The organism is Thiocapsa rosea (genome assembly GCF_003634315.1).
Classification (GTDB): Bacteria; Pseudomonadota; Gammaproteobacteria; order Chromatiales; family Chromatiaceae; genus Thiocapsa; species Thiocapsa rosea.
Genome location: NZ_RBXL01000001.1, coordinates 2,940,238 through 2,959,019, shown reverse-complemented (window position 1 = coordinate 2,959,019; position 18,782 = coordinate 2,940,238). Strand labels below are relative to the sequence as shown.

General features: G+C 55.5%; 16 protein-coding genes and 2 pseudogenes. All 18 read right to left on the bottom strand.

Annotated elements, in window-relative coordinates:
* Positions 1 to 120: 120 nt before the first annotated feature.
* A complete protein-coding gene (locus BDD21_RS13160) occupies positions 121 to 1,110 on the bottom strand; it encodes a glycosyltransferase (protein ID WP_170164748.1) in 990 nt (329 codons plus the stop codon).
* A 277-nt stretch (positions 1,111 to 1,387) separates the two neighbouring features.
* Entirely contained in the window at positions 1,388 to 1,609 is a 222-nt protein-coding gene (locus tag BDD21_RS29050) for a DapH/DapD/GlmU-related protein (protein ID WP_281269179.1), read from the bottom strand.
* 672 nt (positions 1,610 to 2,281) lie between these two features.
* The gene (locus BDD21_RS13150; protein WP_170164747.1) at positions 2,282 to 3,616 is read right to left on the bottom strand and encodes an O-antigen ligase family protein; all 1,335 of its coding nucleotides are present in this window, start codon (positions 3,614 to 3,616) and stop codon (positions 2,282 to 2,284) included.
* Positions 3,617 to 4,317: 701 nt separating this feature from the next.
* On the bottom strand, positions 4,318 to 5,172 hold the full coding sequence (locus BDD21_RS27460; RefSeq protein ID WP_211335045.1) for a hypothetical protein: 855 nt from the start codon (positions 5,170 to 5,172) through the stop codon (positions 4,318 to 4,320).
* 284 nt (positions 5,173 to 5,456) lie between these two features.
* On the bottom strand, positions 5,457 to 6,725 hold the full coding sequence (locus BDD21_RS27455) for a hypothetical protein (protein WP_147431071.1): 1,269 nt from the start codon (positions 6,723 to 6,725) through the stop codon (positions 5,457 to 5,459).
* Between the two features lie 440 nt (positions 6,726 to 7,165).
* A complete protein-coding gene (gene pseI, locus BDD21_RS13145) occupies positions 7,166 to 8,257 on the bottom strand; it encodes a pseudaminic acid synthase (RefSeq protein ID WP_120797543.1) in 1,092 nt (363 codons plus the stop codon).
* A complete protein-coding gene (locus BDD21_RS13140) occupies positions 8,250 to 8,894 on the bottom strand; it encodes a formyltransferase family protein (protein WP_120797542.1) in 645 nt (214 codons plus the stop codon). Before BDD21_RS13140 ends, pseI begins: the two co-directional genes overlap by 8 nt.
* Entirely contained in the window at positions 8,891 to 9,997 is a 1,107-nt protein-coding gene (pseG, locus tag BDD21_RS13135) for a UDP-2,4-diacetamido-2,4,6-trideoxy-beta-L-altropyranose hydrolase (RefSeq protein ID WP_120797541.1), read from the bottom strand. The genes BDD21_RS13140 and pseG overlap by 4 nt, the downstream gene beginning before the upstream one ends.
* On the bottom strand, positions 9,994 to 10,335 hold the full coding sequence (locus BDD21_RS28275; RefSeq protein WP_211335044.1) for a pseudaminic acid biosynthesis-associated methylase: 342 nt from the start codon (positions 10,333 to 10,335) through the stop codon (positions 9,994 to 9,996). Before BDD21_RS28275 ends, pseG begins: the two co-directional genes overlap by 4 nt.
* The gene (locus tag BDD21_RS28270) at positions 10,247 to 10,615 is read right to left on the bottom strand and encodes a class I SAM-dependent methyltransferase (RefSeq protein WP_211335235.1); all 369 of its coding nucleotides are present in this window, start codon (positions 10,613 to 10,615) and stop codon (positions 10,247 to 10,249) included. The genes BDD21_RS28275 and BDD21_RS28270 overlap by 89 nt, the downstream gene beginning before the upstream one ends.
* Positions 10,616 to 10,617: 2 nt before the next feature.
* Positions 10,618 to 11,316 (bottom strand): pseudaminic acid cytidylyltransferase, encoded by a 699-nt coding sequence (pseF, locus tag BDD21_RS13125; RefSeq protein ID WP_120797540.1) that lies wholly within the window; start codon positions 11,314 to 11,316, stop codon positions 10,618 to 10,620.
* Positions 11,313 to 12,470, bottom strand: coding sequence for a UDP-4-amino-4,6-dideoxy-N-acetyl-beta-L-altrosamine transaminase (gene pseC / locus BDD21_RS13120; RefSeq protein WP_120797539.1), 1,158 nt, complete (start codon positions 12,468 to 12,470; stop codon positions 11,313 to 11,315). The genes pseF and pseC overlap by 4 nt, the downstream gene beginning before the upstream one ends.
* A gap of 3 nt (positions 12,471 to 12,473) precedes the next feature.
* Positions 12,474 to 13,484 carry a UDP-N-acetylglucosamine 4,6-dehydratase (inverting) gene (gene pseB, locus BDD21_RS13115; RefSeq protein ID WP_120797538.1) on the bottom strand — a complete coding sequence of 337 codons (1,011 nt, stop codon included), beginning with the start codon at positions 13,482 to 13,484 and terminating at the stop codon, positions 12,474 to 12,476.
* 23 nt (positions 13,485 to 13,507) lie between these two features.
* Positions 13,508 to 15,217 carry an ABC transporter ATP-binding protein gene (locus BDD21_RS13110; RefSeq protein WP_245969581.1) on the bottom strand — a complete coding sequence of 570 codons (1,710 nt, stop codon included), beginning with the start codon at positions 15,215 to 15,217 and terminating at the stop codon, positions 13,508 to 13,510.
* 445 nt (positions 15,218 to 15,662) lie between these two features.
* Positions 15,663 to 16,470, bottom strand: a pseudogene (locus BDD21_RS29210) (nucleotide sugar dehydrogenase); the annotation flags it as partial.
* A 2-nt stretch (positions 16,471 to 16,472) separates the two neighbouring features.
* Positions 16,473 to 16,688, bottom strand: coding sequence for a hypothetical protein (locus BDD21_RS13090; RefSeq protein ID WP_120797532.1), 216 nt, complete (start codon positions 16,686 to 16,688; stop codon positions 16,473 to 16,475).
* A gap of 40 nt (positions 16,689 to 16,728) precedes the next feature.
* A pseudogene (locus BDD21_RS28265) lies at positions 16,729 to 18,160 on the bottom strand (nucleotide sugar dehydrogenase).
* 171 nt (positions 18,161 to 18,331) lie between these two features.
* Positions 18,332 to 18,559 carry a hypothetical protein gene (locus BDD21_RS13080; protein WP_120797535.1) on the bottom strand — a complete coding sequence of 76 codons (228 nt, stop codon included), beginning with the start codon at positions 18,557 to 18,559 and terminating at the stop codon, positions 18,332 to 18,334.
* Positions 18,560 to 18,782: the final 223 nt, after the last annotated feature.

The following is an 18,782-nucleotide window of genomic DNA, read 5'->3' as shown; positions in this document are numbered from 1 at the left end:
TCCCGCAGTTGTGGGAATCTCATAAACCCTCAAACTTCATTGAACGGGTAGGCAGGTTGGAGGAGGATGTTGTAAGATCGGAACCGCCTGCACAGACAGCCATGTTCTCCAAAGCAAACCTCACACCAAACGACTGCCCTGCGCGATTTTCTCGGAAACGCGTCTCTTGGAAACTCGACGACCAAGAACGAAATCCGATACCATGAGCCCTACCGCCTTCTGCCCGAAAAGGTCATAAGCACGATCGCGTCCGCGGATTGCAACACCTGCCATGTCGGCAGCATTGTTCAGAACGGAACAGATCGTACTTGCCAGCTCTGAAGCTGAAGCCTTACTCAGCAGTACCGCGTTAGTTCGATCAAAAAGCTGAGGTACATCGCTAACGGAGGTTGAAATCAAAAGCAGTCCAAGGCTAGTAATCTCGACAACCTTTGAGGGAAACGTTGTCTTACCCATTTCGGAATCCGGTAACTTCAAAGCCAATGCAGCATGACATGATATCATAAGACGAAGATACTCAGGCCGTGTAAGTTCTCCGTAAAACTCGACACTAATACCTGTGTGCTTAGAAAGAGCCTGCAACTTCTTTATCCGGTCAGAACTACCAAAACCACCAAAACCCGTCACAACAATGCGTAGATAACAGCGGTCACGCGGAACAACTCGAAACAAGCGCTCCACAGCTCCACAAAATAAATCCAATCCCGTTTCCACGCATAGAGACCCGCCATAATGTAGCGACAGTGGTGCGCCACCGGCAACCTGGCTCCAGTGCGACGCAACATCAATCTGCCTACTCACCGGAACAGACTCAATAGCGCCATAAACAACGCAATAATCCTTAAGATGTAAATCTTTTGCTAACCGTTCTGAGACTACGAGCTTTCTTGTTGCTGTAATTCGGCAGAAAAGAGGAAATAGTATCCGGTTCACCGCTCCTCTGAAGCCAGTCTCGTCAATACGCGGACTATCCTCGATATCTAGGATAGCTGGCTGCCTCCTAAAGTACAGGACCATCACTCCCAAAATGTACTCGAACGCGAAATTATAAACAACTATATGATCCGAAGGACGCACACGAAACAAGCAATACAAACCGAAGAGAAACAAAGATGCAATTTTCCTGAAATACCTATCACGAATCCCAGGAAAGTATAACTGAGGGATTCCCCCACCCCTGAGCCTCACAGTACCGGTTACACTAATTTTCGCCCCTCTTCCTAACACCGGAAAGGAAACTAGGTAGCTTCTCACCCCGACGCTTCGCATCGCCCTGATAACGCTAGTCATTTTATTTGAACCTGGCCCCACGTGCAGAGGCAGGCCGATATGATCGCAGTAAGCCGTCGTATTAACCATTCCGACATAGATTATTCTTGCTACCGACTTATTGCTCATAGTACTTCGCTATTCTTGCGGGGTTTCCAGCCAGAAGAACATTCGGAGGATAATGCCCTTTCAGAACAACCGTTGCCGCAGCCACAACGCAGCCATCACCAATTGAAACGCCCGGCAAAAGCATGGCGCCCGCCCCAATCCAGGCCCCGTCACCTACCTCGATATCCTCACTCGCGCCAGGACCAGCACGTCGACTACTATCCCCAACCATATGAGTGCCGCATAGGAATCTGACCCTCGGCGCGATGTCACAACATCGCCCGATCAGTACCTTCTTTCCGGCTGGAACTTGGAATTCTGTGCCGACACCGATCCAGGTCTCGTCACCTATTACGACACTTCCGCGCCCGAACACCTTCATCTCTGATGTGATCTTCACCTTTTGACCAAGATCAAGGCCAGCGGATTTAAACAACCACCGCTTCAACCAAAACGCCCTGGTGGGAGGCATAATGGTTGAGATTAGATTTGCAGCGTAACGAGGAAACATAGGCAACTCCCAATTGGAGAATTTAGCTCATCTGAAAAATCCCCTGACTTGTGACTAGCGACAAAGTTTTTAAGGGCGACGTAACTCCCTATTCAGACGAATTTTCACCTCCGGGAAAGTGTATATCGCGGTCGGGATATTCATTTCGCCAAAAACCTTATTCACAAGTAGGTCGCGACAACGCATTGCGTTGCGGATCGAAATGTTAACGTCTGATGCCGCCTGACTAACCCGCAGGTGGTCCAAACGCTGATAAAGTCTAATATCGCTTTCGGCTAGTTTGGCAAAAAATTTGGAGCGTCAAATAGAGTAGAGTTATCGACTGATTTAATCACAATCGCATCTATTATATACGTCTGCGGGATCGCTGATTCCGGCACTACTATCTCGTATTCAGATAACGCTTGCCTTCCACCTGTTTGAATTTACCAAGCGCCCCCCAGCTGAGAGTCCATATACGTAAATTCTGACATACGCGACATGCAACGAAAGACCGACTACAAAGAAGTATGTCATCTGTGTGTGATACGCTGCGGCATTCGGAGCGCCAGACACCGACACCACGTAGAAAACAAGCCAAAGGAGCAAGCTTTTCTCTACGAAGGAGATTCTACAACCTCGAAAAATGAGCAGCCAAATGCAATAAACTCCCGGAAAATAGCGAATTACTAAACCCGCAAGACCTGCCTCAGAAAAGCTTTGGAAGAAGGAGCTTTCGTAATGCCCTGTAGAAGTGAAGCCGTCTTGGATCATCGCTAAGCTGCTACCTACCCCGTTACCCACCACATAAAGCTTTGCGTCCTGGAACAACGCAAGACCCTCTTGCCATACGACATACCTTAAGTCGTTGCCAAGAGCGGACTGATCCAACGCGTTAGAGTATCGCGCCATTAACATGTCCGCCTGAAAAACAAATGAACTTGCGTATGTCATGACAAATGGAAGGGCGGCAGCGGCATATATGAAGAATTGGAATTTTTTGCTGAGGGATAAACCTTTGAAGGCAAGTACCGTCAATATCATCGCGAACGAAATTAACAGCATAATGGAAGAGCGACTGCCGGTCAAATAGGTCCCAAGAATCAATACAAGCAGGAGGGAAGAATAACGCAAAAGCGCTGCACTATTTCTGCGCTTCTTCAGAACGAGTGCCGCTGCAACGAGACAAAAGCTCAAAAAAGGGAAACCGACATTAACGGACCCGAGAAAAAATCCTACACGACGCAAATGCCCGCCATCTAACTGCTCCGTAATACTTAGGTCTGCCGCCCTCGGCAGAAACGACAGATAGGAGGTAAAATAGTCAAAAATGAGACCGCAGCCAATAAATAAGCCCAAAAAGACAAATGTATTTAGTACAGTATGGAGCATCTTGCGTTGCACAACTAAGCTCGCAAAGACCATCATTCCCATAAAGCCAACGTATGCGATAGAACCATATGCAACGCGAATCAATGAAAGGCCATTCGCTAACCCGAGCAAGGCTGCAAAAACGATAAGATAAATAAGAATGCTTCCTAGCTTTCTTACACTGGAACTTCCAATTAGCGAATTTGCCATTCTGCTCGCATATTGAATTGACGTGACGAGCAGCATGAACGCTAAAGCCTGCTTCCAGATAAATAGAGGAGTACCTTTGAAAAGGTAGTTAAAAATATCGTGATTGGGCAAAAGAATGATGGATGCGAACCCCAACCACAAAAGCAGCTTTTGGTTGTTTACTACCATTTGTCGAACGAATAACATCCGGCGGATTGATGGGTTAATTCAGCGTAGTCGCGGTGATTTTTCACATTTACAAGTACGATCTTCAGCGTCGTCGTCCCCGAATTTCCGGTTGTGCACTTTTGGATGTCAGGTTACGGGGCGAGCGGGCCTTTAGGTTCGGGTGCCGAAGTTGCGCCGTCATCGATTGGGCGCTCATAGGGAACACTATGGCGGGCCGACTCGTGCGTGATCGGCAAGATGTCCTTTTTCTGTACCATTCTTGGGGCGCAGGGCTAACATCATGGCATCTAAAGGGCGCACGCGGCCTACAAATAATATGGGTATCGGATGCAGTCGGCGGTGTCATCGCGCCAGCACTTTTGCCAATCGTCGCCTTGCTCGGTCTAGCTTGCTCAGACTGTCGCAACGCCTCGGTATGCGGTTGCACCACTGACAGCGGCGACACACTACTAGCACCGACGCTATTACCGATGACTTCCGTTGGTGTCGCTCTGCGCCTGTAGCGCGATAACGATATCAGCGGAGCGTTGCAAGCCGATCCCAATCGTTTGCAGCACCCAGAAGCGGTCGCCTCTGCGGTTAAGGAAACCGCCGAGGCCGGCGACGAACCGCACCATGGTATCGAGCGAGGTCGGCTCGGTCGACGGGGAGCAAGCGCCGAGCCACCATGCGTGGTTGGAAATCCAGGTGAACGGTTCCGTTCAAATGCGCAGAAAAGGATACTCACCTCCCAGGTTAGGGGGCGAGAATACCGTACCAGTAGTACTTTGAGGGAACAACATCCCGTCAATGTCCGTTAGCTTCCGATAAATATTGACACCGTAATTTTCCAAAGAGCAACCTGCTATATACTCAATATTCAAGAAAACAGGTACCCCTGATAGATTTAACTCGACGATACGGGTCAGAAATCCAGTAGTCGGAGGCTGATATAGGACAACGGCGTCAATCTCTACCAAAAGATCATGAAGCATTTCGTCACTAAGCGTCCCATGAACTTTGATTCTTGGTGTCGCCATATTCCGCAATTGTTCCGTACCGTACCCCACAACATCAAGAAGGTACTTAGTCGCTAAATGTTCTTTGAACTGACTAATAAGCTTTATAGTTCCCTCCCTGGTAGGAAAATTCACCACTGAACCTAAAAAAAGCAGCCGGTTAGTTGCTTGCCTGCCAAGTCGCTTCGAGTAGATACTTTGGCACTTCATCACATCCTGTGAGACAGGATAATAAGGTAGCGTGACAGCCTTGGCTGATAGTGCCGACAAGATGAAGGTGTCTAATGGACTGATTGTAAAGCATGCCTTCGCTCCTCGACTGCTCCGGATGTCAAGCGAAAACTGATTTACTGCTTTTATGTAAGAATTCATACCTCGATAAACGAGGGACTCGATATTGTGTGGGAACAAATAGTAATCTGCTTTCGCTTCTGCGAGATAGGCTGCGATATGAGTAGACGCACCCGATGCTGTCTCAAGCAAGAAAACTGTGTTTTCTAGCGAAATTTTCGCTTTACCGAGTGCTCGATTAAACCATCCGACGTAAATGGCTGACATTACAAATGACTTTCCGAAGCCACTAATAGGAGCATTACGCATGCCACTCAGAAAGCTCAAAAGATGACTCCACCAACTCGTAGCGTCAGAGCATGGTGGAGCAAGCATTACATCGTATCGTAGTAGGCTTTCAATCTGTTGAGTGCGCCGAATTCCGCCGTTTCTTTGACGCAAGTTGCGAGTAGCGTTTATGTCAGATGCAGGAAGATAAACGACGCTTTTGCCCATATGCTCCACCAGTCGACACTTAACACTTACGGTCACAGTTTGAGCTGCTGAGCGAGCTATCTCGATGGCAGCGCAATTCGGATCATTTCTGCACACTCATTAATATCATAGGTGATTTCAGATTTATCTTGAAGCATAAGTCCAACTAACGAAGAGATGTCGGAGCGTCGGATTTCATCCAGCGACTGAGGCCGCAGTCCAATCTCGAGTTCGCAATACGGGGATATAACGCGCTTTTCAACAGACGGCTTCGCGCTACATGCTGCAAACAGAAGCACAAGATCAATTTGCGGAACTCGATTAGCGGCCATTTCGAACTTTGCTGTCGAAGCGTAGTGCATTCCAACAATGGAGGTTGTAGTGAAAATGTCTCCTAGCCGCTTTTCGACTGGGATTATTTCAACTTCCCCAGGAAGAAGTTTTCTCAAATCTGAATCGGAAAGACTATTACCCCTTTTCTTAAAGGAAAGCTTTACGGAGCCTTGGAGTTTTTGGTTCAAAATTTCGTACACTTCGATGCTCAGAGAGATCATAGTGCAATACAGTTCATAGCTGATGGATTTAGACAAGCCCCAGTCCAATATTACCAGGCTACTAATTCTTCCCGAAGCGTTTAATCGATTCCCTCGCCAGGTTTCAATGGGATTACCTATAATACGTTCAGTCGAACTTTTATTAAGACAAAGTGATCGGCTTTTAGCGAACGATGTGCTTTTCCGCATAAGCTCGGGGAATGCCTCTATCGATACTCCCCAATCGTAGTTATAGGTAGGCAGGCGGCTGTTAATAAAGTAGCAATTTAGGATGATCGATGTATCGGTCAGAGGTATGAGTGAGTGGAATTCAGCCGCATCCAATGCTCGTACGAATTCGATTAGCCCGATGATTTTAGAGGTCTTCTCGAACCTTAGAAAATATTCAGTGACTGGCGAACATACATCTCTGCCTGATTCAAACGAGACTGGGTCGTAAAGAGAGAGAATGTGGAAGATTATCCGCAACCGCTTCACTAGCCGTAATAAACTTGCCAACGACGGCCTTTCAGCTGTAAGGTCAGCGTCGTCGAATATGATAGACTTAACATTCGCGCCGAGTGCCATTTGTACTGCCTTTAAATAGTCGGATGTCTTTCGCCTTTCCCCAATGTAAATCACAACGACAGGCCCTGATTCTTCAGGCTTTATTGTCTTAACTAGTAGGGACTTGACAAGCCGTCGCAACATTTCTCCAAATGACGGATTATCCAAATGGGGTGATTCAGCAGACTTAATCTCCAGCGTCTGCAATATTTGCAGGTAAATCTCGGGGTTAAGGAATTTCATCATTCATCACTCAATCGCTGGACAGAAATGCTTTGAGCTCAAGTTATGAATCTGCTGATAGATTGCTTTCCTGTAGGAGTGCACCGAGTAGTTACCGGTTTATCACGAAACGGGCTAATCAGCGGACAACGGTTTACAGCTTAGCAATTAACAGATACGCCATCAGCATAAGTGGCAGTTCACGTTCATAGGGCACCAGGGACGCCGGTTTAAGATACGGTTTTAAATGAGAAGCGCAGAACCCTTCGGCTTACCTTGGAGGTGTAACGAAAAACGGTGCCGATCCAGTCGCGGGGAACGGTGGCGCCGGACCGGTTCGCGCCCGTTCCCTAATGGGGCTATGCCACTCCAAGGGTGTGTGGGCCTGCTGGTAGAGCTTGTGCATGGAGGGCCCCACCTATAAGGAAATCGGATCACTGATGAAGAAGTCAATGCTATCGGATCTAAGTGTCATCGTGTCCGGGGTGTAGGAACTCATTCCATACACAGACAAGAACATCTGTAGTCACGGGCGTATTACAACCCACATTGGCCGACAGCCGTCGACCCACAACCGATTCCAGACATTTTGGCGGCAGGCCAAATCCCGGCCTCACGCTCCTCACTGCATCGGCCGTGATCAAGTCTCCCGCCTTCAAATCCTTCACGAAATAGAGTGACCGTCGAAACTTCACGTTCCCCTGCTCGCTCGACTTGCGCCCGTAATCCACGTCGCCAAGCGCAGCCCAGGCTGTCTTGGTGTCGCGACAGAGTGCTGCGAGTTCGGCCGGTTCCTGGGAAAAGCTGTCATCAGGGCCACCACCCGTGCGGTCGAGGGTGAAGTGCTTCTCGATGATCGAGGCTCCCATGGTGATACTAGCGATCGCTGTGGTGTTGTCGAGGGTGTGGTCGGACAGGCCGGTGACCAAGCCGAAGCGCTCGATCATGTCGGGAATGGTGCGCAGGTTGTAGTCTTCCGCCGGGGCCGGGTAGCCGCTGACGCAGTGGAGGATGGCAAGCTCCTTGCAGCCGCCGGCGTGGGCGGCATCGATGGCTTCCTTAATCTCCTCGGCGTCGGCCATGCCGGTTGAGATGATCATGGGCTTGCCAGTACTGGCGACGTACCTGATCAGTGGCAGGTCGATCGCTTCGAAGGATGCAATCTTGTAGGCCGGGGCGTTGAGGTCTTCGAGCAGGTCGACCGCAGTGCTGTCGAAGGGCGAGCTGAAGATCGTGATTCCGAGCTTGCGTGCGTGCTCGAAGAGGGGCTTGTGCCATTCCCAGGGGGTGTGTGCCCACTCATACAGGTCGAAGAGGGTCCTTCCGGCCCACAAGCCATCCGTGATCTGGAAATCAGGCAGATCCGATTTGAGAGTAATGGTGTCGGGCCGGTACGTCTGAATCTTAACGGCGTCGGCACCAGCAGCCTTTGCAGCTTCGATAATCTTGAAGGCAGTATCGAGGTTTCCGTTATGATTGGCGGACATTTCGGCGATGACGTAAGGCGGGCACGCTAGCCCAATCGGACGCTTTTCAATGGCGATCTGTTTACTCATCAAGTTTTTCCAAGATTAACTTGTAGCGATGACCGTTGAGGTCAAAGAACGCAGGGAAACGATTTGGGTCGCAGACGCGAATACAATCGAACTGCTCGGCGACGCTTATCATCGGATCGATCCGACTGTCGTTTGGGGTGCGGCGCCGGTAATACGTTGATTCGATCGTTGTGTCCTGCGGCTGAGGATCGACGTGGGCAAAGTTGTCGACTGCATAACTAATCAAACCAATTTCAGCGTTGAAAAGTGCCTCGTTGATTTCGTCCCACAAGGCATCCTTGGGAATGGGGATTCGAACCTTATGCCAGATCCTACCGCTGTCGACCCTGTCTGCTGCCTCAAGCAAAGTCAGTGTGATGATATCTGCGCCCTGCGTGATTTCCCAGATATGTGGACTCCAGCCACGACCACGTGGCAAATCACTGGCGTGTAGCACGAGGCATGCACGGTATGCACCACGATCGCTTGCACGAATGATCTCCGAGCAGGAAATCAGGAACAAGATATCGCCGCCTTGGAGGTTTGCCTTGCAGCGCGCAAGTTCGATTTCGTGACGTGCTGCGTTTTCGCGCATCCATCGTTCGAGATGGGCATTGACCGGATGCGCTGCATCGCTACACAAAAGGGAAATTCTCACTGACAACGCTGCTCCATGATTTGGGCCGTAACTCGCAAAGCACCCAGACCATCGGTAATGGCAGGGGCGCCAGTGCGCACATTGGTAAGCGTCGCTTCGATACTGGTCAATTCCTGGATGAAAGCGGAAAGCTCCCTGCGTAACGTGCTGAGTTCAGCCAGTCGGGCTGCGCCATTGGCTTGCAAGGCGTGTGCAATGACTCGTTGATTGTCTGCAAGGACGAGGATCATTGAGGGAAGAGCGAGGCAGCATCGCTCCCATGAGCTACTACCAGCCGCGCCAATTACAAGATCGCTTTCGGTCATCAGGCGTGCCATGTCGGCTACATTGGTCAAGACAGTGGTCGACCAAGGCATGCCGTGACCTTGTGCCTTGATCTTTTCGAGCCACGGTGCGTGCGGCCCCATCACCACCGTAATCTCGCAGCCTGCCGGGAGTGCGCAGTCCTTCAGGGCGTCGAGTACCTGGCCCGTTGCATTGTCCTTATCCACGCCGCCCATCGTGATCAACAAGCGCTTGAATTGGGGCTTCTCCCTGCGCGCAAGGCTTTGCGCGCGCAGAGCGGCGAACTCGGGCCGAAGCAAGGCGTAGCGCGGGCCGATGAGTAGGGTGCAGTCACGCGGGACCTGCGATGCGTAATCGCCCGCGTTGCGGCCGAGGTTCTGGTCGAGCAGCAGATCGCAGTCGTGGGGGCGGTCGGCCAGGTCATCGATGACCATCAGGCGTTGACAGGCCGGGCGCAGTAGGTGTTCCCAGCGGGCGTCGAGGGCGTAGTGGTCGACGATGATCCAGTCGAACGGCGCATCGGCGAGCGCATTGGCGGTCTGGCGGGCGTCGGTGGCCCAGTCGGTGCCGAGCCACCGGGCGTGGGCGGGTGCGCTGGCGGTGACGGAGGCAGGCGGCAGGTCATAGGATGCGGCAGGCAGGTCGACAACGGTGTGGCCGCGGTCACGGACGAGATCGATTAGGTTGCCCGGATGGGCGCGGCAGATGAACCGGCAAGCGGCACCGCGTTCGCGCAGGGCGTCGGCCAGCGTCAGGCAGCGCATGACATGTCCGGTGCCGATGTCGAGCGATGCGTCAGTGCGAAAGGCTACGATCACTGCTTTTTCATCAGGAAAAAAGTGATGTCATCTTGCGGGAAGTTGGGGTCGCGGTGGTAAACGAAGCCATAGTCCACAAGTTGCAGCTGCGGGTGGCGGTCCATGACCTCGCCGGCAAAATCGCGCTTAAAGAGACGGTCGGTGTGGCCGCGATAGGGAATAGCCACCGGCACCGGGTTGTAGTACTCCGTCACCATCAGGTAGCTCCCGCACGCCGCGAAGAGCTTGTCGTAGACTTGGGGTAGCGCCTCAGGGTTGATGTGGATGAGCACACCCTTGATCAGGGTCAGGTCCCACTGCCGTGATGGAACGAAATCGAGAATGGAGCTGTTGTGCACGTGTTGGGGGGGGGATCACCTCGCCCAGGTGTTTCGCGGCTTCGGCATTGATTTCGATGGCGTGGGCGTCAATCCCAGGGTACAGCAGCTTGAGTGCCTTGAGGTTCATCCCGATGTTGGCGCCGAACTCGATGCAGCTCTGAATGCCGTGAGCTTGGTGTAGCGCGTTGGAAAAGAAGGCGAGGTTGGATGCTAGCAGGCCATCGCCCTGGTTGCGCTGGATGTACTCGGTGCCGAAATTTCCGGCCCAAAACGTTTCCTGCGTTGTTTTGAAGCTCATGGCTATTTTCCTCGCGATTGATTGATAACCTTGAACATTAATTCCGCACGTACCCAGTCTTCCTCAGTGTCGATATCCTGCACCCGATGGCTCGGCAGCAGTACCGGGACGGCGTCGTGGGAGAACAGCGGTTTGGCCGCCAGCCAGGCTGTGGCGCGGCCCCAGTAGAACTGTCCGGCGTCGTGAAAGGCTTCTTCCAGGTCCTGCGAGCGGGTGTTGAAGCGCTCGGGGTTGAACATTTCCACGCGCTGGTCGGCGGTGATGCGGATGGCGCGCTGGATGGGAGAAGCGTAGCTGGTGACGGAGAAGGCGTAATCGGCGCCGCTTTGCTCCAGCACGTCGAACCCACGACGCAGGTCTTCGGCCTGGAGGAAGGGGGCGGTAGCGTAGAGGCAGCAGGCGTGTTCGACGGGCGTGATGTTCGTGCTCATCCAGTCGATGGCGTGGGCGACAACGGGGATGGTACCGGTGTAGTCGTCCGAGAGCTCGGCCGGGCGCTTGAACGGAACATCGGCGCCGCAGGCGCGCGCGACTTCTGCGATCTCATCGTCGTCGGTCGAAACGATGACCTGGTCGAAGCAGTCGCTGACCTGGGCGGCCTGGATCGACCAGGCGATCATTGGCTTACCGCAGAAGGACTTGATGTTTTTACGCGGGATGCGCTTGCTGCCGCCGCGGGCGGGAATGATCGCGACCTTCATGTCAACACCGATTCGAGAACTGCAATCACCTGATCCTGCTCGGCCTCAGTCATCGTTGGAAACATCGGCAGGCTGATCGCCTCGGCGTAATAGCGTTCTGCCTCCGGGAAGTCCCCCGCCTTGAAACCCATTTGCTGGTAATAATGCTGGGTATGCACGGGGATGTAGTGCAGGTTCACGCCGATCCCCTGCTCTCGCAGCGCGTCGAACACCTCCCGGCGCGTTTTGCGGATCTGGTCGAGTTGCAGCCGGATGACATAGAGGTGCAGGCCGGAGTAGCTGTCGGGATGCTGCCAGGGGCGGGTGACCGGCAGGTCTACGAGCAACGCGTCGTAGCGTGCGGCCAGTTTGTGCCTGCGGGCGACGTAGTGGTCAAGGCGCGCCATCTGGCTGACGCCGAGCGCGGCCTGCAGATCGGTCATGCGGTAGTTGAATCCGAGCTCTATCTGCTGGTAATACCAGGGGCCGTCAGGCGCGCGCGTCATCTGCGCTGGGTCGCGGGTGATGCCGTGGCTGCGCAGCAGGGCCATTTTGTTTGCGAGTTCGGCGTCGTTGGTCAGCCCCATGCCGCCTTCGGCGGTGGTGATGATCTTGACCGGGTGGAAGCTGAACACCGTGATATCGCTGTAGCGGCCATTGCCGATGGACTCGCCCTTATATTTGCCACCGATGGCGTGCGAGGCGTCTTCGATGACGTGGAAACCGTAGTGCTGGCCGAGGGCGTGGATGGAGGGCATGTCGCAGGGTTGGCCGGCGAAATGTACCGGGATTACGATCTTAGGCAGCCGGCCATCGTGCTCGGCCTGTTCCAGTTTGGCGGCTAGGGCCTCGACGCTGAGGTTGTAGGTGCGCGGGTCGATATCGACGAAATCGACTTCGGCGCCGCAATAGCGTGCGCAGTTGGCCGAAGCAACAAAGGTGTTGGGGGAGGTCCAGAGCCGCTCGCCGGGTCCGAGATCCAGTGCCAGGCAGGCGATGTGCAATGCGCTGGTGGCGCTATTGACGGCGACGCCATAGGCCGCACCACAGTAATCCGCCACGGCTTGCTCGAAGCGAGGAACAGCAGGCCCCTGGGTCAGGTAATCCGAGCGTAGAACATCTGTGACTGCGGCGATATCCGATTCGGTGATGTCTTGGCGACCATATGGAATCATGGATTAGGCCGTGAAGTCCGGATCGACATGTTCGCGGATCAGATCACGGATTTGACCGACCGTGAGGAAATCCGGGTTGGTACCGCTGTTGTACGCATAGCCTTCCTGCACCGGCTTACACCCGTTGAGGTCGCAGTATTGCTCACGACTGTACTTGGCCGACTGCGGCAGGATGGCAAAGTAGCGGCCGAGGTCGACGGTGTTGAAGCTATCGCTGGCGGTGATCATCTCTTCGTGGATCTTTTCACCCGGCCGGATGCCGATGATCGGACGCTCGCACTCCGGACCGATGGCCTCGGCGACGTCCATGATGCGATAGCTGGGGATCTTGGGGACGAAGATCTCGCCGCCGTGGGCGTTTTCCAGCGCCCAGAGGACCATGTCGACACCGTCCTGAAGGCTGATGTTGAAGCGTGTCATCTCCGGGTCGGTGATGGGCAGGATGCCGGTCTTGCGCCGCTCCAGGAAAAAGGGGATGACCGAGCCTCGACTGCCCATGACGTTGCCGTAGCGCACGACGGCGAAGCGGATATCGCGATGCCCGCGAACGTTGTTGGCGGCGGTGAAGAGCTTGTCCGAGCAGAGCTTGGTGGCGCCGTAGAGGTTGATGGGCGCGGCGGCCTTGTCGGTGGAGAGCGCGATGACCCGCTTCACACCGCTGTCCAGACAGGCGTCGACGAGGTTTTGGGCGCCGAGGATGTTGGTCTTGATGAATTCGAAGGGGTTGTATTCGGCCGCCGGGACCTGTTTGAGCGCGGCGGCATGGATGACGGTGTCGATGCCTTCCAGGGCGCGCTTGAGGCGGTTGTAGTCGCGCACGTCGCCGATGAAATAGCGGATGCCGGGGTAGGTCTTGGGGTCGAAGACCTGCGACATCTCGAATTGCTTGAGCTCGTCGCGGCTGAAGATGACCAGTCGCTTGATATCGGGGTGGCGCTCGAGTACGGTCTTGACGAATGCCTTGCCGAAGGAGCCGGTACCGCCGGTTATGAGGATGGATTGCGTTTCTTTCATGACGTTTATCTTTGGTTTGTGGGTCACAGAGCCTGCATGGCCACCAGCTTGCCGAATCGGGAGTCATTTGAATCGCGCAATTCCTCGTAAGGCCCATGCTCCACCAGTCGGCCCTGGTCGAAGACGTAGACGTGGTCAACATTGCGGATGGTGGAAATGCGATGGGCAATGATGACAACGGTAATGCGACCCTTGAGGGCGTCGATGCTTTTCTGGATGAAGAGTTCGGACTCTGAGTCGAGCGCGCTGGTCGCCTCGTCCAGGATCAGTAAGTTCGGTTTGCGAAACAATTCGCGGGCTATGAAGAGGCGCTGTCGCTGACCACCGGAAAGACGCACACCGCGGTCGCCGACCAGGGTCTGGTAGCCTTCCGGCAAGGTCTCGATGAAATGGTCGATATGTGCCTGGCGCGCGGCCTCGCGGACACTGTCCATTAGACACTGGTCTTTGCTGATGTCGCCTGCCCACATGCAGATGTTGTTGGCGATGTTGTCGTCAAAAACGACAGTCTCTTGGGAAACATAGCCGATCTGCCGGCGCCAACTAGCCAGTTGGATTTGATCGCCGGGAACGCCATCAATTAGGACCTGCCCGCGTTGCGGCTTGAGTATAAGGGTGAGCAAGTCAACGATGGTGGACTTACCGGCACCGGACTCGCCGACGAGCGCGACGGATGTACGCACCGGAATATCGAGACTAATGCCTTTAAGCACGTCGCCAAGAGATGACTCATAACTGAAGTACACATCACACAAGCTCATACCTTGCCTAAGAGGCTCTGCGAACTGGGTGCCGTCGGAGACGCGATGCTTGTCCTGGGCGATAAACTCATCACGAACCAGTTCCAAGCAACCAATCAGATTAAGTGTCTGCTGCCAATTTCCCTGCAATGCAACGGTGGCGCTGAGGGATCGGTAAAATAAAACTAAAGAGACCAGGATCGGCGCTAGGGGCTGCTGAAGGAGGACAAGCTGTATTAGTACGAGAAGCATGATGAAGATCACCACGATCGGTTCGCGCACCGCCTGGGTGAAACTAGCCGCGACGCCAGTACGTATCTGATAGCCGGTGAGGCGGACAACAGATATTTTAATTTTGCTACGTATTGGACCGACCTGATCAGTTGAGGTTAGGTATTTGAAGGCGTGTAGAAACTGAATGAGTAGCTTAGCCAGGTTGCCGTTTTCAACCGCGGCTAGTCGCGAGACCTGGCGGACGTAGATATTGATCCAACGAAATAAAAAGAGTAACATTAAGCCGAGGATCAGCGCCATCAAACCAAAGCGCCACGCAACAATGAAAGCCAAGGCAGCATAGATAATGCTATTGATCAACTGCGAGCCTAGTTGGGTTAGAAACTGGAATGACTGCAGCGTCTGAGTGATCTGCTCGTTGATCAGGTTTATGAAATGGCCGGTATCATTATGGGCGTAGTAGCCATAGCTCATGCGGCTGTAGTCGTCGAATAGACGAACTTTCAGCTCGCGCAGCAGTTGCCCACGCAAATAAGCGTTGAAGCCCAATGCACCGAAGGTGAGTGCGCCCTTGGCGATAAAGGCAACGGTGATGACGAGTAGGATCACAACGGTGGAGTTTGCCAACCCCAGGCTGGCGAGCAAATCGTGCAGTAGCTTGGCGGCACCGGTTGTGGGCTCTGCGGCGGTACCGGTATCCAGCCCCTGCAACAGCGGAAGCAGCATGAGAATGCCGACGCCTTCGGCGAGGGCCGCCATAAGGGTGAGCCCAAAGACCAAGTATATCCGGGGGCCCAAATAGGTCTGGAAAGTACTTAAGTAGTGGGGGATGTCGCGGAGAGGATTTTGGTGCATTACGCGTTTTTCTAGTTACAGCCTTAGGGTTTCAGTGAGCTGGCGATATTCGATTTCATCATCATCAAACCTGATTCGTTCAACTTGAATTCGCGTAGAGACGGCCTTCAACGCGTTTAACCGGCAGAACGGATTCAGATCGTAGAGGATCGACTCGGGTTTGGCCCATCATCGGATCCCGATCACGCCCATTTCGATGAGATCGCGATGGGCGACGGCGAAGATAACGGCGTCGTAACTGCCGGGCGCCGGAGCCTCGGGTAGACACTCAAGGCCGTATTCGTGCTTGGCCTCGGCGCGGTCGATCCAGGGGTCGTAGCAGTCGGGGTGACGATTCTCGGAACTGACTTTAGAGGCGCCCGTCGACCGTATCGACGATAGAACAGATTTCACGTCATAGAGGATCGACTTGGGTTTGGCCCAACGGCGGATCCCGGTCGCCCCCATCGCGATGAAGTCGCGGTGCGCGACGGCGAGGATGACAGCATCGTAGCTGCCGGGCGCCGGGGCCTCGGGCAGACGGTCGAGGCCGTAATCGTGTTTGGCCTCGGCTCGGTCGATCCAAGGGTCGTAGCAGTCCACCGCGATTTTTTAGTCGCGCAGGGCCAGGACGATGTCGATGACGCGGGTGTTGCGCAGGTCCGGGCAGTTTTCCTTGAAGGCGAAGCCGAGGACCAGGATGCGGCTGTTGCAGACGCCGACGCTGTTATTGAGCATGAGTTTGACCACGGTCTCGGCGACATGGGCGCCCATGCGGTCGTTGATACGTTGCCCGGCGAGGATGAGCGCGTTCTCGTTCCCAACGTTCGTTCGCGTCGGCGTGTAGGCCCGACGTTCCGCGCCGCACGACGCATGGCTGGCGGGGCGCGTCGACGTGGTGGCAGGGACGCGGAGCGTCCCGGCGACACTCCCACGCGGAGCGTGGGAGCGAGTTCTACTCCGATGCAGTGTCCGCCGACCAGGCCGGGGCGGAAGGGGAGGACGTTCCATTTGCTCCCGGCGGCTTCCAGCACTTCGTGGGTGTCGATGCCGAGCTTGTCGAAGATCAGGGCCAGCTCGTTCATGAGGGCGATGTTGAGATCGCGCTGGGTGTTCTCGATGACCTTGGCGGCTTCGGCAACGCGGATGCTGCTGGCCGGGTGGGTGCCGGCGGTGACCGTTAGGCGCTCGGCTTCGTGTCGAGATCGGCCGACAGTTGGTTCGCACATGCTGCGATTTGCTCGATGCTCAAATCGGGCAAGCCTTTTTGGCGCCACGTCGTGTAATCGAACCTTTCTCGGTTGATGGAGACCACGAATCGCTCTGCTTCGACCAGACCGAGCGCTTCAATGAGGGCTCGCATACCCCGTAAGCGGATTTCAGTTTCAGTTGTCATACCAGTGCTCCAACATGGCGAGAGCCTCTCCGGGCGTTGCCTAGAGCCGGCCGTCCACCGTATTGACCGGAAGAACGGATTTAACGTCGTAGAGGATCGCCTTGGGTTTGGCCCAGCGGCGGATCCCGGTCGCGCCGGTCTCGACGAAGTCACGGTGGGCGACGGAGAGGATGACGGCGTCGTAGGTGCCCTCGGCCGGGGGCTCGGCGAGGCAGTCGAGGCCGTATTCGTGCTTGGCCTCGGTGCGGTCGATCCAGGGGTCGTAGCAGTCCACCGCGATGTTGTATTCGCGTAGGGCCAGGATGATGTCGATGACGCGGGTGTTGCGCAGATCGGGGCAGTTCTCCTTGAAGGCGAAGCCGAGGACCAGGATGCGGCTGTTGCAGACACCGATGCCGTTTTGGAGCATGAGTTTGACGACGGTCTCGGCGACATGGGCGCCCATGCGGTCGTTGATGCGTCGCCCGGCGAGGATGAGCGCGTTCTCGTTCCCAACGTTCGTTCGCGTAGGCGTGTAGGCCCGACGTTCCGCGCCGTACGACGCATGGCTGGGGGAGCGCGTCGACGTGGTGGCAGGGACGCGGAGCGTCCCGGCGACACTCCCACGCGGAGCGTGGGAGCGAGTTCTACTCCGATGCAGTGGCCGCCGACCAGGCCGGGGCGGAAAGGGAGGAAGTTCCATTTGCTCCCGGCGGCTTCCAGCACTTCGAGGGTGTCGATGCCGAGCTTGTCGAAGATCAGGGCCAGCTCGTTCATGAGGGCGATGTTGAGATCGCGCTGGGTGTTCTCGATGACCTTGGCGGCTTCGGCAACACGGATGCTGCTGGCCGGGTGGGTGCCGGCGGTGATGATCTCGGTGTAGAGGGCATCGACGATGGCGGCGATCGCGGGGGGTGGAGCCGCTGGTGACTTTTTTGATGGTGGTGAGGCGGTGTTCGTGGTCGCCGGGGTTGATGCGCTCGGGGGAGTAGCCCAGGAAGAAGTGGTGAGTGGTGAGTGGGGGCTTGCGGCTGGTTGGACGCACGGTAGCTCAAGCCCGAGATTCGTTCCAGGACGGGGACGCAGTCTTCCTCGGTGCAGCCGGGGTAGACGGTGGATTCGTAGATGACCAGGTCGCCGAGTTTGAGCACCTTGCCGACGGTCTCGGAGGCCTTGATCAGGGGCGTCAGATCGGGCCGCTTGTACGCATCGACCGGGGTGGGCACGGTGACGATGAAGATGCGGCAGGGGCGCAGGGCTTCCAGATCGCTGCTGTAGGTCAGGTGGCGGGCGGCGGCGAGGTGTTCGGGGCTGGTCTCGCGGGTGCTGTCGCGACCGGCCTCGAGTTCGGCGATGCGGGTTTGGTTGATGTCGTAGCCGACCACGGGGCGGTGTTTGGCGAACTCCACGGCGAGCGGCAAGCCGACGTAGCCCAGGCCGATGATGGCGATGGGGGTGTCGGGGTCCGTCAGATGGGCGAGGGCTTGGTCCATTTGGGCTCGGGGGTTTGGCTGTGGGTTTGCGTCAGGGTTCGGGCTCTTGACGCGGAGCGTCGGGGCTACACTCCCACGCGGAGCGTGGGAGCGAGTTACGGGGCGACTTCAGTCAATCCGACCACCTCGCCGGGGGCGCCAACTCGCTCCCACGCGGAGCGTGGGAGCGAGTTAACGTGCGCACGGTATGCAAACCTTGGCCAGCGTGTCGGCATGGCGCCGGCCGGACTCGGCATCGCGTTCGACCCGCTGCAGCTCCTTGTCGAGAGACTCATGGCCTCTCGACCAGTCGATCGCGGTATGGATCCGCGGAAAGAGGAGCGTAAGAAAGTCCGGGAAGTCGCGCTCCAGCGCTTCCTTCCAGGGGCTGTCGTCGTCGTCGCGCGAGGCGTCGGTCATCGAGCGGGGCGTCCGGTGGTCGGATTCACGCACAGGGGAAGACCGCGAGGTTATTCGGTCCGCGTGGGAGTGAGCTCGAGCCGGCCTTGTTCGTTTCGTCCGGCTTCAGCATGTTCAGCGCGGTGCCTGGGATCGCGGAGTTGAGCTCGACCCCGCCGGCCGTCAGGGCAGCGGAAGAGGACGACTGCAAGTCGTCGATCCCGGGGGGTGTTGCTGTTTTGCG